The organism is Frigoribacterium sp. AC512 (assembly GCF_979258295.1).
Window position 1 is genome coordinate 984736 of record NZ_OZ409850.1, and the last position, 24503, is coordinate 1009238.

The 24503-nt window shown below is 72.3% G+C and carries 18 protein-coding genes and 1 other RNA gene; 9 read left to right on the forward strand and 10 right to left on the reverse strand.

Going from position 1 to position 24503, the window contains the following annotated elements; translation table 11 throughout:
* The first annotated feature begins 36 nt into the window (after nt 1–36).
* Both smpB and ssrA read left to right on the forward strand, forming a co-directional pair.
* Nucleotides 37–513, forward strand: a complete 477-nt coding sequence (smpB, locus tag ACZZ97_RS04475) for an SsrA-binding protein SmpB (RefSeq protein ID WP_209560535.1) — start codon at nt 37–39, stop codon at nt 511–513.
* A gap of 84 nt (nt 514–597) precedes the next feature.
* Nucleotides 598–975: a transfer-messenger RNA gene (gene ssrA / locus ACZZ97_RS04480) on the forward strand.
* 217 nt (nt 976–1192) lie between these two features.
* Here the strand turns inward: ssrA and ACZZ97_RS04485 are convergent.
* Both ACZZ97_RS04485 and ACZZ97_RS04490 read right to left on the reverse strand, forming a co-directional pair.
* Nucleotides 1193–2689 (reverse strand): hypothetical protein, encoded by a 1497-nt coding sequence (locus tag ACZZ97_RS04485; protein WP_463472396.1) that lies wholly within the window; start codon nt 2687–2689, stop codon nt 1193–1195.
* Between the two features lie 250 nt (nt 2690–2939).
* Complete coding sequence (locus ACZZ97_RS04490) at nt 2940–6335, reverse strand: DUF7507 domain-containing protein (RefSeq protein WP_463472397.1); 3396 nt, start codon at nt 6333–6335, stop codon at nt 2940–2942.
* A 180-nt stretch (nt 6336–6515) separates the two neighbouring features.
* Between ACZZ97_RS04490 and ACZZ97_RS04495 the strand changes: the two genes are divergently transcribed.
* Complete coding sequence (locus ACZZ97_RS04495) at nt 6516–8015, forward strand: MFS transporter (protein ID WP_314101786.1); 1500 nt, start codon at nt 6516–6518, stop codon at nt 8013–8015.
* Between the two features lie 168 nt (nt 8016–8183).
* Here ACZZ97_RS04495 and ACZZ97_RS04500 read toward each other — a convergent pair whose 3' ends face one another.
* The 4 genes from ACZZ97_RS04500 to aroA all read right to left on the reverse strand — a co-directional run bounded on the left by ACZZ97_RS04500 (nt 8184) and on the right by aroA (nt 12470).
* Complete coding sequence (locus ACZZ97_RS04500; RefSeq protein WP_314101785.1) at nt 8184–8333, reverse strand: hypothetical protein; 150 nt, start codon at nt 8331–8333, stop codon at nt 8184–8186.
* Nucleotides 8334–8680: 347 nt separating this feature from the next.
* Nucleotides 8681–9505: an inositol monophosphatase family protein gene (locus tag ACZZ97_RS04505; RefSeq protein WP_314101789.1), complete on the reverse strand. Its 825-nt coding sequence runs from the start codon at nt 9503–9505 to the stop codon at nt 8681–8683.
* 405 nt (nt 9506–9910) lie between these two features.
* Nucleotides 9911–11044, reverse strand: coding sequence for a ribosome small subunit-dependent GTPase A (gene rsgA, locus ACZZ97_RS04510; RefSeq protein WP_463472398.1), 1134 nt, complete (start codon nt 11042–11044; stop codon nt 9911–9913).
* 7 nt (nt 11045–11051) lie between these two features.
* A complete protein-coding gene (aroA, locus tag ACZZ97_RS04515; protein ID WP_463472399.1) occupies nt 11052–12470 on the reverse strand; it encodes a 3-phosphoshikimate 1-carboxyvinyltransferase in 1419 nt (472 codons plus the stop codon).
* Between the two features lie 39 nt (nt 12471–12509).
* Between aroA and ACZZ97_RS04520 the strand changes: the two genes are divergently transcribed.
* Both ACZZ97_RS04520 and ACZZ97_RS04525 read left to right on the forward strand, forming a co-directional pair.
* A complete protein-coding gene (locus tag ACZZ97_RS04520; protein ID WP_463472400.1) occupies nt 12510–13295 on the forward strand; it encodes a sigma-70 family RNA polymerase sigma factor in 786 nt (261 codons plus the stop codon).
* On the forward strand, nt 13292–13534 hold the full coding sequence (locus ACZZ97_RS04525; RefSeq protein WP_123546403.1) for a zf-HC2 domain-containing protein: 243 nt from the start codon (nt 13292–13294) through the stop codon (nt 13532–13534). The genes ACZZ97_RS04520 and ACZZ97_RS04525 overlap by 4 nt, the downstream gene beginning before the upstream one ends.
* Nucleotides 13535–13571: 37 nt before the next feature.
* Here ACZZ97_RS04525 and ACZZ97_RS04530 read toward each other — a convergent pair whose 3' ends face one another.
* Nucleotides 13572–14015 carry a hypothetical protein gene (locus ACZZ97_RS04530; RefSeq protein ID WP_463472401.1) on the reverse strand — a complete coding sequence of 148 codons (444 nt, stop codon included), beginning with the start codon at nt 14013–14015 and terminating at the stop codon, nt 13572–13574.
* A gap of 57 nt (nt 14016–14072) precedes the next feature.
* Between ACZZ97_RS04530 and ACZZ97_RS04535 the strand changes: the two genes are divergently transcribed.
* A complete protein-coding gene (locus tag ACZZ97_RS04535; protein ID WP_314101776.1) occupies nt 14073–14513 on the forward strand; it encodes a GNAT family N-acetyltransferase in 441 nt (146 codons plus the stop codon).
* Between the two features lie 84 nt (nt 14514–14597).
* Here ACZZ97_RS04535 and ACZZ97_RS04540 read toward each other — a convergent pair whose 3' ends face one another.
* Nucleotides 14598–18413: a multifunctional oxoglutarate decarboxylase/oxoglutarate dehydrogenase thiamine pyrophosphate-binding subunit/dihydrolipoyllysine-residue succinyltransferase subunit gene (locus tag ACZZ97_RS04540; RefSeq protein WP_314101774.1), complete on the reverse strand. Its 3816-nt coding sequence runs from the start codon at nt 18411–18413 to the stop codon at nt 14598–14600.
* Nucleotides 18414–18536: 123 nt separating this feature from the next.
* Here ACZZ97_RS04540 and guaB1 point away from each other — a divergent pair, with 123 nt between their 5' ends.
* The 3 genes from guaB1 (at nt 18537) to ACZZ97_RS04555 (ending at nt 22582) form a co-directional block, all read left to right on the forward strand.
* Nucleotides 18537–19973 carry a GMP reductase gene (gene guaB1 / locus ACZZ97_RS04545; protein WP_463472402.1) on the forward strand — a complete coding sequence of 479 codons (1437 nt, stop codon included), beginning with the start codon at nt 18537–18539 and terminating at the stop codon, nt 19971–19973.
* A 150-nt stretch (nt 19974–20123) separates the two neighbouring features.
* Nucleotides 20124–21548: a hemolysin family protein gene (locus ACZZ97_RS04550; protein ID WP_314101770.1), complete on the forward strand. Its 1425-nt coding sequence runs from the start codon at nt 20124–20126 to the stop codon at nt 21546–21548.
* A complete protein-coding gene (locus tag ACZZ97_RS04555) occupies nt 21545–22582 on the forward strand; it encodes a hemolysin family protein (protein ID WP_314101768.1) in 1038 nt (345 codons plus the stop codon). Before ACZZ97_RS04550 ends, ACZZ97_RS04555 begins: the two co-directional genes overlap by 4 nt.
* 63 nt (nt 22583–22645) lie before the next feature.
* Here ACZZ97_RS04555 and ACZZ97_RS04560 read toward each other — a convergent pair whose 3' ends face one another.
* Both ACZZ97_RS04560 and ACZZ97_RS04565 read right to left on the reverse strand, forming a co-directional pair.
* Nucleotides 22646–23809, reverse strand: coding sequence for an NADH:flavin oxidoreductase/NADH oxidase (locus ACZZ97_RS04560; RefSeq protein ID WP_463472403.1), 1164 nt, complete (start codon nt 23807–23809; stop codon nt 22646–22648).
* Nucleotides 23806–24441, reverse strand: coding sequence for an HAD family hydrolase (locus ACZZ97_RS04565; RefSeq protein ID WP_463472404.1), 636 nt, complete (start codon nt 24439–24441; stop codon nt 23806–23808). Before ACZZ97_RS04565 ends, ACZZ97_RS04560 begins: the two co-directional genes overlap by 4 nt.
* Nucleotides 24442–24503: the final 62 nt, after the last annotated feature.

Consider the following 24503-nt stretch of genomic DNA (forward strand, 5'->3'; position numbering starts at 1 on the left):
CGGGCAGACCATCCCACGAACGACCGGAGGCAGAGCGTGGCGAAAGAACGCGGCGAGAAGGTCGTGGCCACCAACCGTCGGGCGCGCCACGACTACCTGATCGAGGACACCTACGAGGCCGGCATCGTGCTGAGCGGCACCGAGGTCAAGTCGCTGCGGCAGGGGCGGGCGTCGCTCGTCGACGGCTACGCCTTCGTCGACGCCGGCGAGGCCTGGCTCGACGCGGTGCACATCCCCGAGTACACCGAGGGCACGTGGAACAACCACGCGCCCCGGCGCAAGCGGAAGCTGCTGCTGCACAAGCAGCAGATCGTGAAGATCGGGCAGAAGACGAAGGAGGGCGGCTTCACCGTCATCCCCCTCAAGATCTACTTCAGCGACGGTCGGGCGAAGGTCGAGATCGCGGTCGCCAAGGGCAAGCGCGAGTACGACAAGCGGCAGACCCTGCGCGAGCGCACGGCGAACCGTGAGGCGCAGTCGGCGATGTCGGCCCGGAAGCACCTCGGCGAGTAGAGCGGACAGCGTCGGGCGAGTAGACTGGACCACAGCGACAACGGTTCTTCACAAGACAACAGAGTGTGACAACGGCCCCCTCATGGGGATGATCGGTTTCGACATCGCCTGTGTGCGAACGAGAAGCGGGCCGAGGATCCAGGGTTATCTCGTAAACGATCTCTGGAAAACAATAAGTGCCAATAACAAGCGCACTGACTTCGCTCTCGCTGCGTAAGCAGTAGAGCCACATGGAGTCCGTCAGTCTGGTGACCGCCTTCTAACCAGAGCCTGACGTCATCTAGAGGGCTTGCTGCGTGACTACGCCTGAGGGTCACGCGGGACTTCCACTCGGGCTGGGCCCGTCGACCTAGGAGCCAGTAGCGAAGGTCGGGGCCGAGCAGAACGTCTCATCTGGCTACGCCCGTAGAATGCGTGCAATCTCAGCGATGGACGGGGGTTCAATTCCCCCCATCTCCACCATCGGGTCGTCGTCACACTCTGTTCCGTCGTCGCGACGACGAAGGCCCCCTCCCGCATCGGGAGGGGGCCTTCGTCGTTCCGTGGGCGCACGGCCCGCGGCACACCGCAGGGCAGCCCGCAGGAGGCGCGGTGCCGGCACACGAGGAAGGCCCCCGACCGGTGTGGTCGGGGGCCTTCTCCGTGTGCGTGGTGCGGTGTCGCGTGCTGCAGCCTCGAGCTACTCCGAGTCGGAGCCCGTGACGGTCGCGAGCTTCGCGCGGCGACGAGCCGCGAACGCGAGACCGGCGCCGGCGAGGGTCAGGGCAGCGCCCAGGCCCAGCGCGAGACCCTGGTTGTCCGAACCCGTGTAGGCGAGGCCGCCCGGGGCGCGGACGGGGGTGACGGCAGCGGCGACCGCTGTGGCGGCGACGACGCTGAAGTCGACCGAGTTCGAGTCGCCGGAGATGCCGGTCAGGACGCCGTCGGCGTCGACCGTGAACGCGAAGGCGACGACGGTGAAGCTGCCGGCCTCGACGTTGCGGAGGGTGGTGGTCCAGTTGCCGGCCGCGTCGACGACGATGCTCTCGTCGGCGATGGCCTCCTCGAAGGGATCGGACGACTGAGGCGTCTGGCCCTTCGGGAAGACCACGTAGGCGATGTTGTCGCCCGGCGTGCCGGTGCCCGAGATGACGACGTCGGAGCCGACGATGACCTGGTCGGGGATCGGCGACGTGATGACCGGAGGGGTGAGCACGGTCGGGGTGACCGGGACGGCCGCGACGGCAGGCAAGATGAACGAGCGCGTGACGGTGTTGTCGAAGCCGCTGCCGCCGACGAAGCCGCTGACCGTGACGGTCTGCGCGACGGGGGCGGTGTCCGAGTAGGTGACGACGATCGAGAAGGTCGAGCCGCTGCCGAGGTTCTGGCGGCCGAGCTCACCGGTCGGGCCGTTCACGACGACCGTGGAGCCGACGGGCGCCGTGCCCGAGAACGTCACGGTGCGGCTCGCGGTCGTCGTGCCCGCGACGGGGGTGTCGAGTGCGACGACCTTGGCGGGAGCCGGAGCGACGACGGGCGCCGGGATCGAGAACGCACGGGTCACGGGGGTGATGCCGCTGCCGCCGAGGGTGCCGTTCACGGTGACCGACTGGGCCGCCGCCGACGTGTCGGCGTAGGTGTACGTGATCGCGTACGACGTGGCGTTGCCGAGGTTCTGGCGTCCGAGCTCGCCCGCGGCGTTGCTCACGACGACCGTCGAGCCCTCGGACGCGGTGCCCGAGAAGGTGACGGTGCGCGTGTCGAGCACCTGGCCCTCGGTCGGGGTCGCGACGGTGAGGAACTTCGAGATGGGGAGGCGGAAGGCCACCGTCTTGGCGTCCGAGAAGCCGCTGCCACCGGCGATGCCGTCGACGAAGACGCTCTGTCGCGAGGACGCGGTCTCCGCGTAGGCCGGCAGGTCGACCGTGAAGGCACCGGTGGTGCGGTCGGTCGTCGCCGAGCCGAGGAGGGTGGTGCGCGTCGTGTCGCTGAAGACACGGATGGACGAACCGGCGACGGCCGAGCCCACGATGTCCACGTCGCGGGAGGTCGTGGTCGACCCCTCCGCAGGACTCGTGACGACGAGGTCGCCGACGGCGGCGGAGGCGGCGGTGGAGGTGAGGAGGACCCCACCGAGGGCGAGCGAGAGCGCAGCCGGAACGGCGAGCGCGCGACGCCAAGAGAACTTGGTGATCACGTACCTGGTGCTTTCTGTAGGAGATGGAGCGACAGTGCTCATCGCCCTAGCCCAGCGCCGGGGGACATGCGTGGGGCACCCAGACGAGGCCCCTGTGGAGAGCCTAAGGAGATCCGGCCCGCATTTCCGGGTCCGTCGGGTGGTCCGCCGGATGGTCTCGGCCCTCGAACGGGTGACGAGCCGGGTGGTCCAGATGGGGGACACAGGACGGGCACGGCGAGTTCGCCGTGCCCGTCCGGTCGCCGCTCGGTCAGCGACGCTGGTGTCGACCGCCGCCCGTCCGGAGGCGCGCGACCGAGACCGCACCGATGCCGGCCACGAGGAGCATGGCCGCGATGCTCGCGAGCCAGGCGCTCTCCGAGCCCGTGAACGCGAGACCGGCGCGACCGGCCGGCGTGCTGCCGCCGTTCCCGACGCCGGGTGCCGTGCCTGCTCCCGGACCGGGCGCGACCGGCGTGACGGTGCCCGGCCCGACGGGGCCCGACCCCGGATCGACGGGCGGCGTCGAGGGATCGGTCGGCGCCGTCGGCACCGCTCCGGCCTCGACCGCGACGACGTCGGCCGCCGAGGTGACGAGCGTCCCGTCGGGCGCGGTCCCCGTGGCGCGGGCGGTCGTCGGCACGGTCCCGTCGCCGGCTGCGGCGGCGAGCACGTCGCGGTCCGTCACCGTCCGCGTGGCGGTGAAGGTCGCCGACCCGCCCGGGGCGAGGTCCGCGGACTCGGGGGTCAGCCCCTGAGCGTCAGGGTCCGCGACCGAGACGCCGGTGAGGCTCAGCGTGCCGTCGTTCCGGACCACGTAGCGGTACGTGACGACCTCGCCTGCGTCGGCCACGCCGTTGCCGTTGGTGTCGGTGAGCACGGCCGTCACCTCGATCGACAGGCCGGCGGTGCCGGGGGCGACCGGCGTCGGGATCGCGAGGGCGACCTCGGGTGACGTCACCGCGCCTCCTGCCGGGTCGGTGGCCGTGGCGACCGCCGCGGCGCCCAGGTCGGTGCCGGCGTCCACGTCGGCCTGCGTGACCACGTAGCTGCCGGTCACGGTGGCGGATGCTCCCGGTGCCAGCGACGCGGGCGGCGCCGTCGTGACGGGGGTGCGCGGCGCCGTCACGCCCAGGCCGGTCAGCGTCGCCGTGCCCGTGTTGGTCGAGGTGTACGTGTAGGTGATCGTCTCGCCTGCGTCGGCCGTGCCGTTGCCGTTCGCGTCGTCGAGCACGGCCGTGAGCTCGAGGTCGAGGCCGCCCACGGCAGCGAGCAGCGGCGTGCTGCCCGAGGCCGCGGGGCTGTCGATCGTGGTGCCCTCCGGAGTCGTGCCCGTCGCCGTGGCGGTGACCACGAGAGGGTCGCCCGCGTCGACGTCGGCCTGCGTGACGGTGCGGGGAGCGGACGTGAAGCGGACGGTGCCGTCGGGGGCGGCGGTCCCGTCGCCGACGCGCTCGGGCCGCAGCACGCCCGGGCCGGCGATGACGATGCCGGTCAGGCTCGTGTTGCCCGCGTTCGTCACGACGTACTCGTACGAGATGGTCTCGCCCGGGTCGGCCAGGCCGTTCCCGTTCGTGTCGTCGAGAACGGGCACGACGTCGACCGCCAGCGCGTCGTCGGCCGCGGCGGTGAGGGTCTGCACCGAGGCGGGCGCGGTGGTGAGCGGCCCGTCGACCCCCGTGGCGGAGGCGGTGGCCGTCTCCGTGACGGGGGCCGGGCTGTCGACGTCGGCCTGGGTGATCGTCGTCGTGGCCGTGTAGGTCACGGAGGCGCCCGGGGCGAGGGACGCCGGGTCGCCGCTCAGGACGACGACTCCGGTGCCGCGCGTCGGGGCGAGGGCGACGCCGGTGAGGGTGCTCGTGCCCGTGTTGGTGACCGTGTACGTGTAGGTGACGACATCGCCGAGATCGGCCAGCCCGTCGCCGTTCGCGTCGGTGGTCAGAGCCTGCTCGACGCCGAACTCGAGCAGGTCGGAGGCCGTGAGGAGGGGCGTCTCGGCGACCGAGGGGCCGCTGGCGGCCGTCAGCCCCGAGGGCGACGACCCCGTGGCGGAGGCGGTGTTGACGAGCGGGCCGCCGGCGTCGACGTCGGCCTGGGTCACCGGGCGGTCGGACGTGAAGGTGCGGGTGCCGCCCACCGCCAGGGCGACCCCGGTGGTGTCGACGGCCGGGGCGGATCCCGTGTCGACGGCGAGGCCGCCGAGGGGCGTCTCGCCCGTGTTGGTCACCGTGAAGCGGTAGCGGATCGTGTCGCCCGGGCCGGCGACACCGTCGCCGTCCGCGTCGATCAGCTCGGCGGTCTGGGTCAGGCCCACGGCGGGCTGCAGCTGGTCGAGCGGCGCGGTGGCCGTCGACGGGTCGCTGACGATCGGCGCCCCGTTGCCGGCGTCGACCGCGCGGGCGGTCGCCGTGTTCGTGAAGGTCGCGGTCTGCGCGTCGGCGGTGGTCACCGTGTGCCCGCCCGTGCAGACGGTCGTGGCTCCCGGCTGGCCGACAGGGGCGAGGGTCGTGGTCGGGCAGCTGAGGCCGTCCGCGAGGGCGTCGGCGATCGACAGGGCGTCGAGCCTGACGACGGAGGTGTTGCTGACGGTGAACGAGTAGTCGATGCGGTCGCCGACGGCGTATCCCTCGGTCGGCGTCGAGCTCGAGACGGACTTGACGACGTTGAGCGCGCCGAGCTCCTGCACCGACGAGACGGAGAGGTTGCGGATCAGGTGCACGTCGGTCGCGCCGCCCGTCGAGCCGAGGAAGCCGAGCTTGTAGGTGTCGGGGGCGGCGTCGGTCATCTGGTGCTCGAGCACGCGCAGGTAGCCGCGGCCGTCGTGGAAGTCGACGTCGACGGTGACGAGGGGGAGCGCGTCCGGGCTCAGGGTCACGCGGACGGAGTCGCGGCTGGTGTCGTCGGCGCCGGTGCCGCGCAGCGAGCCCGGCAACGTCGAGGCGAACCGGTCGCCGCCGGTGTTCGCACCCACCGTGCCGGCCAGCCAACAGTAGCCGGTGGTGCCGCTGCCGGGGCCGCGGAGCGACACGGCGTTCGGCACGAAGCCGGGGCCGACCTCGGGCGGGGTACAGGTCGCGTCGCGCAGTTCGGTGGGGTTCGCGTAGTTGCCGTAGGCGTCGAGGCCGATGCCGACGTAGCCGCCGACGACGCCGGGGTCGCCGTTGCGGTTGCCGTAGCCGAGCGAGCCGCCGTCGGCGCCCGTCATGGTGAGCTGCTCGCCGCCGTCGGTGAGGAAGAAGCCGATCCCGTCGCCTCCGTCGCCGCCGTCGGGGCCGTACTGCCACTGGTCGAACTCGACGACGAGGCCGCCGTTGCCGGGGATGGCCTGGTTGTAGACGACGCCGCCGCGACGGAAGCCGCTCTCGGCGTTCAGCTGGAGGAAGCCGGGGGTGCCGACCGCGGGCGACCCGCTCCGGTCGGAGCACTGCGACAGGTTGCTGCTGCCGGCCGGGGCCGCCGCGGTGGCCCCGGTGAGGCAGGCGTCGTTGAGGCCGCGCCAGGCCGGGTCGGCGATCGAGCTGCCGCTGAAGGACTCGGTCAGGAGGGGCGTGCCGGCGGCGTGGGCCGGCCCGGCGACGAGGAGGGCGGGGGAGACGGCGGCCGCGGCGACCGCGAACGCGACGAGCGTCCGAGTGAGCCGGCCACGGGGTGTCGTGACGCTGCGCATGGGGGTCCTGATCCGTGAGGGCCGGCCCAGGTGACAGGTCGGCGTCGACTTGAGTGATCTTCACACGGATCAGGGAGGCGCAACAGGGGCGAGGACCGCCGAATGGGCGCACGCTCGCAAACGGGCCAGGCATCCCCGGTGAGAGCCGTGCAGTCTCTGCAGGTGTATGACGGAACCTCCATGACGAACGCGCCCGACACCTCCTCCGTGCCCACCTCCTCCTCGTCGTCGGGGTACGACGAGCGTCAGAAGTGGCAGGCGTTCTGGGTCTGCGTGGGCGTCGCGGCGCTGACGATCCTCGACCTGTCGAAGGTCAACGTGGGCCTGCCGAGCATCGAGGCGTCGCTCGGTGCTGGCCCGACCGCGCTGCAGCTCATCGTCGCGGGCTACGCCCTCGCCTTCGGCCTGTCGCTCGTGCCGTCGGGCCGCCTGGGCGACCTCAAGTCGCGGCGCCTGATGTTCGTCATCGGCCTCAGCTCGTTCACCGTGGCCAGCGTGCTCTGCGCGATCGCTCCCACCGTCGAGCTCCTCGTCGCCGCGCGCATCCTGCAGGGCGTCGCCGCGGGGATCCAGATGCCGCAGGTGCTCGGCCTGATCCAGCAGCTGTTCCAGGGACGCGAGCGCGGCCGTGCCTTCGGCCTGTTCGGGGCGGTCATCGGCGTCTCGACCGCGTTCGGCCCCACGATCGGCGGCCTGTTGATCGCGGTGGGCGGCGCCCAGGACGGCTGGCGCCTCCTGTTCTGGATGAACGTGCCGCTCGGCATCGTCGCCATCGTCTTCGCCCTGAAGCTGCTGCCCCGCACCTCGACCGCCCCGAGCGGGCACAACGAGCTCGACCTCATGGGCATCGTGCTGCTCGGCCTGACGATCCTCACCCTGATGCTGCCGTTCGTGCTGACGACCGGTCAGGGCGACGACCCGCTGCGCTGGCTGTTCCTGATCGGGTTCGCCGGCTTCGGCGCCCTCTTCGTCTGGTGGGAGCAGCGCTACAAGGCCCGCGGCAAGTCGCCGGTGGTGCACTTCTCGCTGTTCTCGCTCGCGTCGTACCGCAACGGCACGCTCATCGCGACCGTGTACTTTTGCGCGCTGCCGGCGACGTTCCTGCTCACGACGCTCTTCCTGCAGCAGGGGCTCGGCCTCGAGCCCGTCTACGCCGGCATGGTGACCATCCCGTTCGCGCTGACCAGCGCTGTGGCCGCCTTCTACGGCGGGCGCATCGTCGAGAAGTACGGGCGCAGCCTCGTCGTGCTCGGCCTCGTGCTCGTGGGCGTCGGCTTCGTCGTGCTCTTGCTCGCCGCGACGCTCACCCCGCCCGAGTACACGCCGTGGGCGATGGCGGGCGGCATGCTCGTCGCCGGCACCGGCGGAGGCTTCGTCATCTCGCCGAACCAGACCCTGACCCTGGCGGAGGTGCCGGTCGAGATGGGCGGGGTCGCCGGCTCCATGGGCCAGGTCGGCCAGCGCGCCGGCACCGCCATCGGGACGGCCGCGGCGGTCTCGACCTTCTACTCGGTCATCGCCGGCCGCAGCGAGGGCTCGACCCTCGACATCTACCACGAGGCGTACCGCAGCGGGTTCCTGGTGACCATCGCCCTGGTGGCGGGAGCGCTCGTGCTGGCGCTGCTCGACCTGCGTGCACGCAAGCAGGGGCGGGTGGGCGAGGCGGCCGACGCCTCCTAGGGGAGACGTGGTCTGGCCCGGCCTGACCCGGCCCGAGGGCACGCGAGGCCACGAACCTGCGCGAAGGCGACAAAGCGACGCGATGTTCTGCGTCGCTTTCTCGTTCTCGCGTCGCTTCCCGGCGGCGTCGTGGGCGCTGGCGGGGACCAGGCGGCGGGGCCACGGCGGCTACGCGGCGGGGGACTCCGCGGCCGCGGCGTCGAGCCACGCGGTGATGTCGACGGCGAGCGTACGGGGCAGGTCGACGGCCGCGGGGTCGACGCGGGCGATCGTGCTCGTGTGGGCGGCGACGACGGAGGCGGCGGTGACGACGGACATGGGGGCTCCTCAGCGAGATGGTGCGGGACGGTCTGATTGGCGGGGCCGCCGCGGCCCGTCGAGGTGACGACGGACCGCGGGGCTCCTGGCGCGCTCGCCCGTCCTGCGACGGGACCCCTCCGGGGTGCGGCGACTGCCTGCGGCCAGTCAAGCCGAGAGGGTGTCTCGTCAGCGTCAACCGAAGGGACCGTCCTCAGCGGCCACGCCTACGCCGAGGGGATGAGACGCGTGCGACGGCGTCGAGTTGCCCCGGAACTCCGGCCGCCGCCGCCCGGGTAGCACTTCGGGGCAACTCGTCGCTCGGCGGGGGCGCGGGCGGGCGCGAGGCGGGCGGGCTCGCGGGAGGGTCAGGGGCGCGGCGCGGAGGGCTCCCGGACGATCGCGAGCACGTCGTCGTGCAGCAGGCCGTTCGTCGCGAGGGCGCTGCCGTGCCAGGGGCCCGGCTCACCGTCGGCGCTCGTGAACGTGCCGCCCGCCTCCTCGACGATCGGGATCAGCGCCGCCATGTCGTACGGCTCGAGGCCGAGCTCGCCCGCCACGTCGAGAGCGCCCTCGGCGACGAGGACGTACGACCAGAACTCGCCGTAGGCGCGCGTCCGCCAGACCTGGTCGGTCAGCGTGAGCAGCTGCTCGAGCCGGCCAGCTTCGCGCCAGTACTCGAGGCCGTTGTAGCTCAGCGACGCGTCGGCAAGATCACGGACGCCCGAGACGCGCAGGGCAGCGGCGCCGTGCTCGGACGAGAACGCCCCGCCGCCCGTGCTGGCCCACCAGCGGCGTCCGAGGGCCGGGGCGCTGACGACTCCGAGCACGGGGACACCGTCGACGACCAGCGAGATGAGGGTCGCCCAGACGGGGACGCCCCGGAGGAAGTTCGCCGTCCCGTCGATCGGGTCGACGATCCACTGGCGGCGGGGTGCTGCGTGGGCGGTGCCGGCTGCGGCGTCGTTCCCGGCTGCGTCGTTCACGGCTGCGTCGTCTCCGTACTCCTCGCCGTAGAAGGAGTCGCCGGGGCGCTCGGACTCGATCCCGGCCCGGATCGCCCGCTCGACGGCCTGGTCGGCGTCGGTGACGTGCGTGCGGTCGGGCTTCAGCGACACGTGCAGGTCGGCAGCACGGTAGCGCTCGGTGCTGATCGAGTCGGCCGCGTCGGCGAGCGTCAGCGCGAGCCGCAGGTCGGCCGCCCAGCGGGCGCCGCCGTCGGCGGCGCTCGTGTCGCTCGCAGCGGCGGCGTCGGCGGCGTCGGACGAGGAGGCGCGGGTCGGGTCGGTCACGCTGCCAGCGTACCGAGCGTGCCCGGCGGGCACCGCGCCTCCTCGTCTCTGCATTGCCCGTCGGTCACTTCGCGGGCGCGGGAATCGCAAAGCGAGAGTGATCCTGCCTCGTGCGTGCCGCCTCCGGCCAGGAACTGCCTCGGCGGCGGTGGATCACTCTCAAATGTGAGAAGACAGCCCGCACATGCCGACCAGGAGGCGACGCGGACCGCCGCAGAACAGGAGAATCCCGTTGTTAAAGGGTGCTGGGTCGGCATCTGCGGGTCCGACCTGGCACGGGGCTGCGGCTGGCGCGCGAGCAGCCAGCTAGCGCTGCGGCTGCTCGTCCGAACGGGCGTCCTCGTCGCGGGCGGCCTGCTCGCGGCCGCTGACCCCGCCCTTGGAGGCGAGCAGCGTCTGCAGCGAGGCGAGCCGCTCCCGCCCGACGTCGCCGAGCTCGCCGGCCTCGACGCGGTCGACGATCTCCCAGTCGTGCGCCTCGGCCAGCGGGATGCCGTCGCGCGACGGCTTGTCGGAGGGGCGGGCGTGCCGTGCGAACGACCGCAGGATGTTCTCGGGGTCGACGTGCCCGAGCCCGAACGAGCGGACGCCCGGGGTGTCGACGATCCAGCCGCCGCTCGGCACCTTGAACGAGACGGTCGACGACGACGTGTGCCGCCCCCGCCCGGTCACCGCGTTGACGACGCCGACCTCGCGCTGCGACCCCGTCAGGGCGTTGACGAGCGTCGACTTGCCGACGCCCGAGTGCCCCACGGTCACGGTGACGTGCCCGTCGAGCAGCTCGCGCAGCTCGTCGAGCACCGGCGACGGCGACACGTCGGGCAGCGGGTCGAACGACGTGGAGGTGGTCGTCACGATCCGCAGGTCGAGGCACGAGAAGTGGGCTGCGAACGGTGCGGGGTCGGCCAGGTCGGTCTTCGTGATGCAGAGGATCGGCTCGACCCCCGCGTCGAAGGCGGCGACCATGTAGCGGTCGACGAGCCGCGGGCGCGGCTCGGGGTCGGCCGCGGCGACGACGATCAGCATCTGGTCGGCGTTGGCGACGATCACGCGCTCGACGGCGTCGCTGTCGTCCGCGCTGCGGCGCAGCAGGGTGGTCCGCTCCTGCACCTTGACGATGCGGGCGAGCGACCCCTCCGCCCCGCTCGTGTCGCCGACGACGCCGACCCGGTCGCCCGTGACGACGCTCTTCTTGCCGAGCTCACGGGCGCGGGCGGTCGTGATCTCGCGCTCGTCGGGGGTGCCGGCGTCCATCAGCACGCCGTAGCGGCCGCGGTCGACGGTCCAGACGACCCCCTCCTCGGCGTCCGCGTAGGCCGGACGCTGCTTGGTGCGAGGCCGGTTGGCCTTCGGGTTCGGGCGCTGCCGCACCGAGCTCTCGTCGTACTGGCCCCAGGCCTCGTCCTCCACGGCGTCGTCGCCGTCGCTCCACCAGCTCACCGGGGGCCTACAGGAACCCGAGCAGGTCGATGTCGGCCGGGCGCTCGACGACGCGGCGGCCGAGCAGGTCGTCCCAGAGCTCGACGAACTGGGGCAGCGTCTTCGACACGACGCGGACGTCGTCGAGCTCGACACCGTCGACCGCGAGGCCGATGATCGCCGCGGCGTGCGCCATCCGGTGGTCGCCGTAGGTGCGCCACTGACCGGCGTGCAGGGGCGAGGGCTCGACGCGGAGGCCGTCGTCGAGCACGGTGACGAGGCCGCCGAGCGCCGAGATCTCGCTCGCGAGGGCCGCGAGGCGGTCGGTCTCGTGCCCGCGCAGGTGCCCGATGCCCGTGATGGTGCTGGGGCCGGACGCCAGGGCGGCCAGGGCGACGAGGGCAGGGGCCAGCTCGCCGCCGCGGGACAGGTCGACGTCGACGCCCGGCAGCGAGCCGCCGCCGACCAGGCCGTCGCCGCCGTCGACGGTCAGCACGCCGTCGACGAGCGAGACGGTCGCGCCCCAGAGCGGCAGCAGCTCGATCAGGTCGGCGCCGACCTGCGTCGTCTCGGCCGGCCAGTGCGAGATCGAGACGGTGCCGCCGGCGACGAGGGCCGCGACGAGGAAGGGCGCGGCGTTCGACAGGTCGGGCTCGATGGTCAGTTCGCGCCCGGCGATCGCCGTGGGCGGCACCTGCCACTCGCCGGGCTCGGGCGTCGCGACGGTCACGCCGCGCTGCGCGAGCGCGTCGATCGTCATCTCGATGTGCGGCGTGCTGGGCAGCACGTCGCCGGTGTGGCGGAGCGTCAGCCCGCGCGAGAAGCGCGGCGCCGACAGCAGCAGGCCGGACACGAACTGGCTGGAGGCGGACGCGTCGATCTCGACGTCGCCTCCTTCGACCTCGCCCGTGCCGTACAGGCTGAACGGCAGCGAGCCGCGACCGTCGTCCGAGACGTCGACGCCGAGGGCGCGCAGCGAGTCGAGGGTCGCGCGCATCGGCCGACGTCGCGCGGCCTCGTCGCCGTCGAAGGTGACCGGGCCGAGGGCGAGCGCCGCCACCGGGGGCAGGAACCGCATGAGGGTGCCGGCCAGGCCGCAGTCGACGGTAGCGCCGCCGGTGAGCTCGCCGGGCGTGACGACGAGGTCGGGGCCGAAGGGCTCGCCCGACTCGAGCTCGTCGATCGTCGTGCCGAGGGCCCGCAGCGCCGCGATCATCAAGGAGGTGTCGCGCGAGTGCAGGGGAGCCCGCAGCGTCGAGGGGGAGTCGGCCAGGGCCGAGAGCACCAGCTCGCGGTTGGTCAGCGACTTCGACCCGGGCAGCGACAGGGAGGCGCGGAGCGGGCCGGCGGCGCGCGGCGCGACCCAGCGCCCGTCGTCGACCGTGGGCGGAACGCCGCCGTCGTCGTAGGGAGAGAACTCGGGCCCGGAATACCTGTACACCTGCATCGGTTCACCAGGGTAATGCAGCGACGACCTGGAGGACACGTGCCCACAGCACTTGCACCGAGGCGGATCACCGTGGCCGAACTAGAATCGGCCGTGATGATCACCCCCGAGGGCGACGAGCCCACACCCGCGACCAGCGCGACCGCACCCGACCCCGTCGAGGCCGGCGTGGGCGTCGCCGAGGCGACCGTCGAGGCCGTGGCGGCCGTCGAGGCGTCGGACGAGGGCGAGCCCGACCTGCGCGCACTGTTCGAGGAACAGGCCCTGCCGTTCATGGACCAGCTCTACGCGGCGGCGATGCGCATGACGCGCAACCCGGCCGACGCCTCCGACCTCGTCCAGGAGACGTTCGTCAAGGCGTTCGCGGCGTTCCGGCAGTTCCAGCAGGGCACGAACCTGAAGGCCTGGCTGTACCGGATCCAGACCAACACGTTCATCAACACGTACCGCAAAAAGCAGCGCGACCCGTACCAGGGCACCATCGACGAGCTCGAGGACTGGCAGATGGGCGGCGCCGAGTCGGCGACCCGCACCTCCGGCTCCACCCGCTCGGCCGAGGCCGAGGCGATCGACCACCTCCCGGACAGCGCTGTCAAGGACGCCCTCCAGAAAGTGCCGGAAGACTTCCGCATGGCGGTCTACTTCGCGGACGTCGAGGGCTTCTCGTACCAGGAGATCGCCGACATCATGAAGACCCCCGTGGGCACGGTGATGAGCCGTCTGCACCGCGGCCGCCGACTCCTCCGGGGACTACTCGCCGACTACGCCCGTGACCGTGGGATCGCGGTGCCGGCCGGCACGACATCGAAGGGCAGCACCAAATGACCGACTGCGGTTGCGACAAGGCGAAGGCCGAGCTCGAGGAGTTCCTGCACGACGAGCTCTGCCGTGAGGACGCCGCCGACATCCGGGAGCACATGGCCACCTGCGCCGACTGCTCGGGTGAGCACAAGGTCGGCATCGTGCTGACGGAGGCGGTGCAGCGCGCCTGCAAGGAGACGGCCCCCGAGGACCTGCGCTCGACCGTGCTCGCACGGATCCGCGACCTGCAGGCCTCGCACTAGGCCGCGGAGCCCGTCCGGACCCTGGGCAGCTGGCCGGTCAGGCCAGCGTCGCGTCCTCGCGACGTGCCGCGTGCGCGACGACGTCGTCCCAGAGCAGCTGCAGGGAGGGGTCGCCCGCGTCGCCCGTGCGCTGGACGACCTTCGAGACGGCCGGCACGCAGAGCCGGAAGTCCGGCTCGCCGACGACCAGCACGAGCGGGTCGCTGCCGGTGCCGGAGCAGAGCCGGCCGCCGTACTCGCGGCGCACCGTCTCGAAGAAGTAGCAGGCGGCGCCGAGCGAGACCGCGTCGGGCACCCCGTCGACGTCGACGTCGCCCCGGTGGCGGGCGAGGACCGCGTCGAGCGAGCGGACGGAGCCCGGGCTGAAGTCGAGCGAGGCCACGTCGTCGCGGTGCCCGCCCTTCGCGACCGACTTGACGAAGCGGGCTGCCTCGTCGGCGACGTGTTGCTCGGGCGTCGAGTTCCGTGTGAAGAGACCCATGACGATCGACCCTATCGTCCGACGTCACAGGTCGTCGACCTGCGCTAGCGTCGTCGCATGACCGCCACGGTGGAGATCCTCGCCAGCCCGACGTCCGACGACCTCGACGACCTGGTGGCCCTCATCGGGCTGCTCGGCCACTCGCTCGACGCCGAGGTGCTCTCGGCCCGCCTGTCCCACCTGACCGCCGCCGCGGGCCACGAGACCTGGGTCGTGCGGGGCGACGACGGCCGCGTGGTCGCCGTCGCGGGGGCGCACGTGCGCTGGGCCTACAACGCCGACGCCCCGACCGCGCAGCTGCTGCTGCTGGTCGTCGGGGAGGCGGCCCGTCGAGACGGCACCGGCTCGCACCTCCTGCAGCACTTCGAGGAGTGGTCGCGCGGCCACGGAGCCCGCACGCTCGAGGCCGTCTCGGCCGCCGCCACCGACTCCGCCCACCGCTTCTACCGCAAGCGCGGCTACCACGAGGCCGGCGTCCGCTACTCGAAGCTCGTCTGACCCCTCGACACCGCCGCACCGCGAACGGCGACGGCCGCCCTCCTGCGGGAGGGCGGCCGTCCTCGTCGGTGCGGGGCGTGGACGCTAGAGCGTGAGCGCCGCCGCGATCAGCTCGGCCTGCTGGGCCGCGCTCGCCTTGGTCGAGCCCGCGGCCGGCGAGGCCGACGCGGGTCGCGAGGCGACCGCGATCCGGCGGTCGAGGTGCTTCTGCAGCTCGAGCACCACGAACGGCCAGGCGCCCTGGTTCTCCGGCTCCTCCTGGGCCCAGACGATCTCGGCCGAGGGGTAGCGCGACAGCACCTCGCGGATGCGGTCGAGAGGCAGCGGGTAGAGCTGCTCGAGGCGGACGAGCGCGATGTCGTCCTGCACGCCGCGCTTGTCGAGCTCGGCCGTGAGGTCGTAGTGGATCTTGCCCGAGTGCAGCACGATCCGCTTCGTCGCCGACGGGTCCTGGACGCGCGTGCAGTCGAGCACCGGCTCGAAGCGGCCGCTCGTGAACGCGTCGACGCCGCTCGTCGCGCCGCGGAGGCGCAGCATCGCCTTCGGCGTGAAGACGACCAGCGGGCGGCGGGGGCGCGCGTACGCCTGGCGGCGCAGCAGGTGGAAGTAGGAGGCGGGGGTCGAGGGACGTGCGATGGTCATGTTGTCCTCCGCGCACATCTGGAGGAACCGCTCCATCCGGGCCGACGAGTGGTCGGGCCCCTGCCCCTCGTAGCCGTGCGGCAGCAGCAGGACGACGCTCGAGCGCTGGCCCCACTTCTGCTCGGCACTCGAGATGAACTCGTCGATGATCGTCTGCGCGCCGTTGCTGAAGTCGCCGAACTGCGCCTCCCACATCACGAGCGCGTCGGCCCGCTCGACCGAGTAGCCGTACTCGAAGCCCATCGCCGCGTACTCGCTGAGCAGCGAGTCGTAGATCCAGAGGTTCGCCTGGTCGTCGGTGATGTTCTGCAGGGGCAGCCACTCCTGGCCGTTCTCCCGGTCGTGCAGCACCGAGTGGCGCTGCACGAAGGTGCCGCGGCGGCTGTCCTGGCCAGCGAGGCGCACCGGGGTGCCCTCGGTCAGGACCGAGCCCATCGCCAGCAGCTCGGCGAAGGCCCAGTCGATGCCGCCGTTCCGGCTCATGTCGACGCGCTTCTTGAGCAGCTGCGACAGCTTCGGGTGCACCGAGAAGCCCTCGGGCGGGTTGTCGTGCGCGTCGCCGATCGCGTGGATCAGGTCGAGGTCGACGCCCGTGCTCTCGGGCTCGCCCGAGGCGTCGTCCCGCTGCGACCGAGGTCGCTCGAGGTCGTCGACGTCGCCGCCGTCGTCGGTGATGACGGGCATCGAGCCGGTCTGGGCCGCGTGCGTCTCCTGGAAGGCACGCTCGAGGCGGTCCTGGAAGTCGCGGTGCGCGCCGTCGTACTCCTCCTGCGTGATGTCGCCGCGGCCGACGAGGGCCTCGGTGTAGAGGGTGCGGACGCTGCGCTTGGCCTCGATGAGGTTGTACATCAAGGGCTGCGTCATCGAGGGGTCGTCGCCCTCGTTGTGGCCGCGGCGGCGGTAGCAGATCAGGTCGACGACGACGTCGCGCTTGAACTGCTGGCGGTACGAGAACGCGAGCTCGGCGACCCGGGCCACGGCCTCGGGGTCGTCGCCGTTGACGTGGAACACCGGCGCCTGGATCGTCTTCGCCACGTCGGTCGAGTAGATCGACGAGCGCGACTCGGACGGCGGGGTCGTGAAGCCGACCTGGTTGTTGATCACCACGTGGATGGTCCCGCCGACGCGGTAGCCGCGCAGCATCGACATCTGCAGGGTCTCGACCACGACGCCCTGGCCGGCCATCGCCGCGTCGCCGTGGATGAGGATGGGGAGCGTGCCGAAGACGCCCTTCGGGCCTCGGTCTTGCTTGGCGCGCACGATGCCCTCGAGCACGCCGTCACCGGCCTCGAGGTGCGACGGGTTGGCGGCGATGTAGACGGGGATCGTCTCGCCCGTGGCGCTCGTGAACTCGCCCTCGGTGCCGAGGTGGTACTTCACGTCGCCCGAGCCCTGGACCGTCCTCGGGTCCTGCGTGCCCTCGAACTCGCGGAAGATCTGCCCGTAGGTCTTGCCGGCGATGTTGGTGAGGACGTTGAGGCGGCCACGGTGCGCCATCCCGATCGCCACCTCCTCGAGTTCCTCGCGGGCCGCCTGCTGGATGACGGTGTCGAGCAGGGCGATGGCGGACTCGCCGCCCTCGAGGCTGAAGCGCTTCTGGCCGACGTACTTCGTCTGCAGGAACGTCTCGAACGCCTCGGCCTCGTTGAGCTTCGCCAGGATGCGCATCTGCTCGTCGTGCGACGGCTTCACGTAGGGCACCTCGACGTGCTGCTGCACCCAGGCCCGCTGCGCGGGATCCTGGATGTGCATGTACTCGACGCCGATGGTGCGGCAGTACGAGTCGCGGAGGATGCCGAGGATGTCGCGCAGCAGCGCGGAGGTGTGGCCGCCGAGGCCGCCCGTGACGAACTCCCGGTCGAGGTCCCAGAAGGTCAGGCCGTGGCTCTCGATGGCGAGGTCGGGGTGGCTGCGCTGGCGGTACTGCAGCGGGTCGATGTCGGCCATGAGGTGGCCGCGGACCCGGTAGCTGTTGATGAGTTCTTGCACCCGGGCCGTCTTGCCCACGCGCTCGGCGAGGTTGACGTTGATGTCGGGGTTCCAGTGGATGGGCTCGTACGGGATGCGGAGGGCCGCGAAGATCTGCTCGTAGAAGCCGCGCTGGCCGATCAGCAGCTCGTTGACCTTCTTGAGGAACTCGCCCGAGCCGGCGCCCTGGATGACGCGGTGGTCGTAGGTGCTCGTGAGCGTGACCGTCTTGCCGATGCCGAGCTCGACGAGCGTCTTCGACGACGTGCCCTGGAACTCGGCGGGGTAGTCGAGCGCGCCGGCGCCGATGATCGATCCCGCGCCCTTCATCAGGCGAGGCACGCTGTGGACCGTGCCGATGCCGCCCGGGTTCGTCAACGAGATCGTGTTGCCCTGGAAGTCGGCCGCGGTCAGCTTGTTGTCGCGGGCGCGGCGGACGACGTCCTCATAGGCCGACAGGAAGTCGGCGAAGGTCATCTCGTCGGCCTTCTTGATCCCCGGGACCAGCAGGGCCCGCGTGCCGTCGGGCTTCGGGATGTCGATCGCGAGCCCGAGGTTGATGTGCGCCGGAGTGACGACCGAGGGCTTGCCGTCCACCTCGTCGTAGAAGACGTTCTGGCTCGGGAACTCCTTGAGGGCCTGGACGAGCGCCCAGCCGATGAGGTGCGTGAACGAGACCTTGCCGCCGCGGGCGCGCTTCAGGTGGTTGTTGATCACGATCCGGTTGTCGATCATCAGCTTCGCCGCGACGGTGCGCACGCTGGTGGCGGTCGGGACGCTCAGGCTCGCGTCCATGTTCGTGGCGAGCGACTTGGCCATGCCGCGGAGGGGAGCGACCTTCGCCTCGGGCTCCGGCGCGGGCTCGGCGCTGCTGCGGGGCTTCTCGGGGGCCTTGGCGGGCGACTCGGCCGGGATCGGCTTCTCCGACGGCTCGACGGAGGTGGTCTTGGCGGCCTTCTTGCCGGCGGGGGCGGCCGGGGCAGGCGCGGGCGCGGCGGGCTCGTTCTCACCGGGGGCGCCGGTCACCTCGTCGGGCACCTGCGCCTCGCCGCCGGACGCCTGGTCGGCGGCGGGTGCCTCGGCGGAGGCGGGGGCCTGTGCGGAGGCGGGGGCCTCGGCCGTCGTCGCGGCCTCGGAGCCGCTGGAGGGCGTGTAGGCCTCGAGGACGGGCCACCACGACTCGTCGACCGCGGACTTGTCGACCACCCACTTCTCGTAGAGCTCGTCGACCAGCCACTCGTTGGCCCCGAAGGCACCCTCGTCGGTCGTTCCCGTCACGTGGCTCGTCACAGCCGATCGCCCACTCTCCGTTGATCGTTCGATGTCACGGCGGGCAGCGGCGCCCGCCGAGGACCAGCTTAACAACGTCCGCCTGGCCGCGTCCCGACGACCCGCAGGGATTACCGTTGGCCCATGAGGTTCTACGAGACGACGCCGACCCACGACCTGACGTACTCCGACGTGTTCCTGGTGCCCAGCCGCTCGTCGGTGACGAGCAGGCTCGACGTCTCGCTGGCGCCGGGCGACGGCACGGGCGCGACCGTCCCGATCGTCTCGGCCAACATGAACTCCGTCACCGGCCCCCGCCTCGCGGCCACCCTCGCCCGGCGCGGCGGCCTCGGGGTCCTGCCGCAGGACATGCCGCTCCAGGAGCTGGACGCGGCCATCCGCTGGGTCAAGTCGCAGCCCGTCGAGTGGGACACCCCCTGGTCGCTCGACCCGGGGGAGACCGTGGCCACGGCCCTCACCCGCGTGCCCGCCGTCGAGGGGCACGGCATCGTGCTCCACGACGCCGACGGCGGGTTCCTCGGCTGCATCGCCGCCTCCCGGCTGGCCACCGCGCCGCGCGACGCCGTGCTGGGCGACCTGCTGCACGGCGCCCTCACCTCGCTCGACGCGGACGACGTCGACTCGCCTCGGGCCGCCTTCGACCGCATGGTCGCCGCCGAGATCGACTTCGCGCCCGTGCTGCGACACGGCCAGGTCGTCGGCACGGTGAGCCGCAAGAGCGCGCTCCGCTCCACGATCTACCAGCCGGCCCTCGACCGCGACGGCCGCCTCCGGGTCGCGGCCGCCGTCGGCATCAACGGCGACGTCGAGCAGAAGGCCCGGGCGCTCGCGGCGGCGGGCGTCGACGTGCTCGTGCTCGACACCGCGCACGGCGACCAGGACGGCATGGTCGCCGCGGTGAAGACAGTCGCCGCGGCGAAGCTCGGCCTGCCGATCGTCGCCGGCAACGTCGTCACCGAGGAGGCGGTGCGCCACCTCGTGGGCGCGGGCGCGGACGTGATCAAGGTCGGCGTCGGCCCCGGGGCGATGTGCACCACCCGGATGATGACCGCCGTGGGCCGCCCCCAGTTCTCCGCCGTCCTCGAGACGGCGGCGACAGCCCGGTCGCTCGGCGCGCACGTCTGGGCCGACGGAGGCGTCCGCTACCCGCGCGACGTCGCCCTCGCCCTCGCCGCGGGCGCGTCGTCGGTGATGATCGGCTCGTGGTTCGCCGGCACCGTGGAGGCGCCCGGCGAGCTGGCGACCGACGACCGCGGCCTCTACAAGGAGAGCTGGGGCATGGCGTCGACGAAGGCCGTCCAGGGCCGATTCGGCCGCCTCGACCCCTTCGAGCTCGCCCGCAAGACGCTCTTCGCCGAGGGCATCTCGTCGTCGCGCATCTACCTCGACCCGCTGCGGCCCGGCGTCGAGGACCTGCTCGACATGATCACCTCCGGCGTCCGCAGCTCGTTCACCTACGCGGGTGCGCGCACCCTGCCCGAGTTCGCCGAGCGGGCCCTCGTGGGCATCCAGTCGGCGGCGGGCTACGAGGAGGGCAAGGCGCTCCCCGTCAGCTGGTGACGAGGCTCCCTGGCCGCTCGTGACGAGATGGGGCCGACCGGTGACGGACGGGGCGTCCAGCGGCTAAGATTCCCTCTCTATGGATGACCCTCCGTCTCAGCCCGCTGCACCCTCCCACCATCCCGCTCCCTGGGGGGGTGCTCCGTCCTCGTGAACGAGTGGATCCTGCTCGCGATCGGCATCGTCCTCACGATCGGCACCGGCCTCTTCGTCGCCAGCGAGTTCTCGTTGGTCAACCTCGACCGTTCCGACCTCGAGGCCCGTCAGGCCAAGGGCGAGAAGGGGCTCGCGCCGACGATCGGCGCCCTCCGCATCACGTCGACGCACCTCTCCAGCGCCCAGCTCGGCATCACGCTCACGACGCTGCTGACCGGCTACACGATGGAGCCGGCGATCTCCCGGCTGCTCGCGCCGCCCCTCCTCGGGGTGGGCCTGCCCGAGCCCGTGGTCACGGTCGCGGGGCCTGTCGTCGCGATCGTCGTCGCGACCCTGCTCTCGATGATCGTCGGGGAGCTCGTGCCCAAGAACTTCGCGCTGGCGCTGCCGCTGCGGACGGCGAAGCTCGTGATCCCGTTCCAGGTCGGCTTCACGACGGTGTTCCGGCCCGCCGTCGCCCTGCTCAACAACACGGCGAACGCCATCCTGCGGGGTGTCGGCATCGAGCCCAAGGAGGAGCTGTCCGGCGCACGCACCGCCGAGGAGCTCTCGTCGCTCGTGCGCCGCTCGGCGTTCGAGGGCAGCCTCGACCTCGACACGGCGACCCTGCTGGCGCGCACCCTCGCGTTCAGCGACCACACGGCCTCCGACGTCATGACGCCGCGGCCGCGCCTCTCGACCGTCACGCGCACCGACTCGGCCGAGACCGTGCTGCAGCTGGCCCGGCGCACCGGCCTGTCGCGGTTCCCGGTGACCGACGACGGCATCGACGACGTGGTCGGCCTCGTCCACGTCAAGCAGGCCGTGTCCGTTCCGCGGGAGAAGCGGGCCGACGTCCCGGTCTCGGCCCTGCTCACCGACGCCGTGCGCGTCCCCGAGACCATGACGCTCGACAACCTCCTCGGCGAGGTCCGCGGCCGCGGCTACCAGATGGCCGTCGTCGTCGACGAGTACGGCGGCACGGCGGGCGTCGTCACCCTGGAGGACCTCATCGAGGAGCTCGTCGGCGAGGTGTCTGACGAGCACGACCGCAGCCGCGTCGACGTCGTCCGCTCGCGCAACTGGCTGACGTTCCCCGGGCTGCTGCGCCCCGACGAGCTGCTCGAGCGCGCGTCGGTCTCGGTGCCGGAGGACGGCCCCTGGGAGACCGTCGGCGGCTGGGTGATGAGCGAGCTCGGGCGCCTGCCCGTCGTCGGCGACGTCGTGGAGTCCGAGGCGGGCACGTTCCGCGTCGAGCGGCTCGACGGACGGCGCATCGACCGGATCAGGTTCACGCCGACGCCCGAGGACGAGGTCGTCGAGCAGCCCGAGCGCGGTGGTCGCTCGGAGCGCCCGGGCCGGGCGGAGCGGGCGGGCAGGTCGGACGCGCCGGCCTCGATGCGCGGCGTCGACGCCCGCCAGAAGGAGTCGGCCCGATGAGCGACTGGTGGGGCATCGTCTGGCTCGTGCTGCTGCTGATGGGCAACGCGTTCTTCGTGGCGGCGGAGTTCGCCGTCATCTCGGCGCGCCGGTCTCAGATCGAGCCCAAGGCCGAGGCCGGCAGCAGGGCGGCCAAGACCACCCTCTGGGCCATGGAGCACGCGACGATGATGCTGGCGACGACCCAGCTCGGCATCACGATCTGCTCCCTGCTCATCCTGAACGTCTCCGAGCCCTCCATCCACCACCTCCTCGAGGGCCCGCTCGGCCTGACCGGGCTCAGCGAGCAGCTGGTGAGCGTCGTCGGCTTCGTCATCACGTTGCTGCTGGTGTCCTTCCTCCACGTCGTGCTCGGCGAGATGGTGCCGAAGAACATCTCGTTCTCGCTGCCGGACAAGGCCGCGCTGTTGCTCGCACCGCCCCTGGTGGCCGTGGCGCGCCTCCTGCACGTCGTCGTGGTGTCGCTCAACTGGTCGGCCAACGCCGTCCTGCGGGCGTTCCGCGTCGAGCCGAAGGACGAGGCCGCCAGCGCCTACACGGTCGACGAGGTGGCCACGATCGTGGCGCAGTCGCAGCGGGAGGGCACCCTCCGCGACGGCAGCGGCACGCTCCAGGCGGCGTTCGAGTTCACCGAGAAGACGGTCGACGACGTGGCGGTGCCGATGTCGGGCCTCGTCACCCTGCCCGAGGACGCCACCCCGGGCGACGTCGAGCGGGCCGTCGCCCAGAACGGCTTCTCGCGCTACGTGCTCGTCGACGACGGCGGCGACCCGACGGGCTACCTGCACCTCAAGGACGTCATCGACCTCGACGAGGACGAGTTCGGCGACCCGGTGCCGCCCAAGCGCATCCGCCAGCTGATCTCGATCTACCAGGGCACCGACCTCGAGGACGCCCTCGCGACGATGCGCCGGAGCGGCGTGCACGTCGCCCGGTCGTTCGACGAGCGGGGCGACACCCGGGGCGTGCTGTTCCTCGAGGACATCCTCGAAGAGCTGATCGGCGAGGTGCAGGACGCGACCAGGCGGTCGTAGCCCGGCACGAACGGCGGCCGCGCCGACCCCGAGGGGTCGGCGCGGCCGTCGTCGTCCGCGGGGCTACGCGGTGCGGAACGGCGCCCGGAGGTACTGCTCGGGCCAGTAGTCCAGCTCGACGCCCAGCTCGGCCGCGGCGCGCAGCGGGAAGTGCGGGTCGCGGAGGAACTCGCGGGCCATCAGCACGACGTCCGCCCGGCCCTCGGCCACGACGGCCTGGGCCTGCTGCGCGGACACGATGAGGCCGACGGCCCCGGTCTCGACCTCGGCCGTCTCGCGCACGTGCTGAGCGAACGGCACCTGGTAGCCGAGCCCCACCGGGATCGTCACCCCGGCGACGAGCCCGCCGGTCGAGATGTCGAACAGGTCGGCGCCGGCGTCGCGCGACCAGGCGGCGACGGTGGCCGTCTCGTGCTCGTCCCAGCCGCCCTCGGCCCAGTCCGTGGCCGAGAAGCGGACGAGCAGCGGCAGGTCGTCGCCGACCTCGGCCCGCACGGCGCGGACGACGTCGACGAGGAGGCGCGCCCGGTTCTCGAGGGAGCCCCCGTACTCGTCGGTGCGCTCGTTGCTGAGCGGCGAGAGGAACTGGTGCAGCAGGTAGCCGTGGGCCGCGTGCAGCTCGATCAGCCCGAAGCCGGCCTCGACCGAGCGGCGGGCGGCGGCGCGGAACGCCTCCACGAGCCCGTCGATCTCGTCACGGGTCAGCTCCCGCGGCACGGCGTAGCCCTCGAAGGCGACCGCAGAGGGCGCGACCGTCGGCCAGCCGCCCTCGGCCTCGGGGACGGAGCCCTGGGCCTCGCTCCAGGGGCGGAACGTGGACGCCTTGCGCCCGGCGTGCGCGAGCTGGATGCCGGGGACCGAGCCCTGCGAGCGGACGAACGCGGTGATCGGCTTGAGTGCCTCGACCTGCTCGTCGTTCCAGATGCCGAGGTCCTGCGGCGAGATGCGGCCGTCGGGGGTGACCGACGCGGCCTCCGAGATCACGGCGCCGGCGCCTCCTCGGGCCAGCGAGCCGAGGTGCACGAGGTGCCAGTCGGTGGCGACGCCGTCCTCCTTCTCGGCCGAGTACTGGCACATGGGCGCGACCCAGAGCCGGTTGCGGAACGTCTGGCCGCGCAGCGTGACGGCGTCGAAGAGGCCGACGGGGGAGCCGCCCTGCGTCGAGGCGGGAGAGATGTCGGGGGTGGTCGAGGGTGCAGCGTCCGTCTGGGTCACGAGAGCGGTCATCGCCTTTCGGTGGGGTGGCCCGCGAGCCCCTCGACAAATCGTCGGAGCGGCTCGGGGCCGGTGAACAGGTGCCCGGTGATGCCGAGGGCCTGGGCGGCCTCGACGTTGTCGGACCTGTTGTCGATGAACACCGTGTCGGCTGCGGTTGTTCCGAGCTCGGCGAGCACGTGCCGGAAGATCGAGGCCGATGGCTTCAGGTCGTCGAGCTCGGCGCTGACGAACACCTGCTCGAACAGGTCGCCGAGGGGCGAGTGCCTGAAGGGCGAGGCGAAGTCCTGGCCCGCGTTCGAGAGGATCGCCAGGCGGGTGCCGCCGTCGGCCAGGTCGGCGATGACGTCGAGGGTGCCGGGCTCGGGCACGAACCACGACGGGAAGTCGGCTGCCCAGAGCTCGTGCACCCGGGTGCGCGACCAGTCGGCGCCGGTGTCGGCCTCGACGGCCCGCCAGTAGCCCGTGGCGGTGAGCCGGCCGTGGTCGAGGGCGTGCCGGTGGGTGCCGTAGCTGGCCCAGAGCGCGGCGGGCTCGACCCCGGCGAGTTCTTCGATGCGCCGACGCGAGGCGTCGTCGGGGAACCGGGAGATCACCTCGCCGTAGTCGAAGACGACGGTGCGGCCGGGGATCGAGATGCTCATCGACCCACCGTATCGGCGGCCCCGGCCGTCTCGGCTCGGGCGGGGGCCCGGACGCCGGCGTC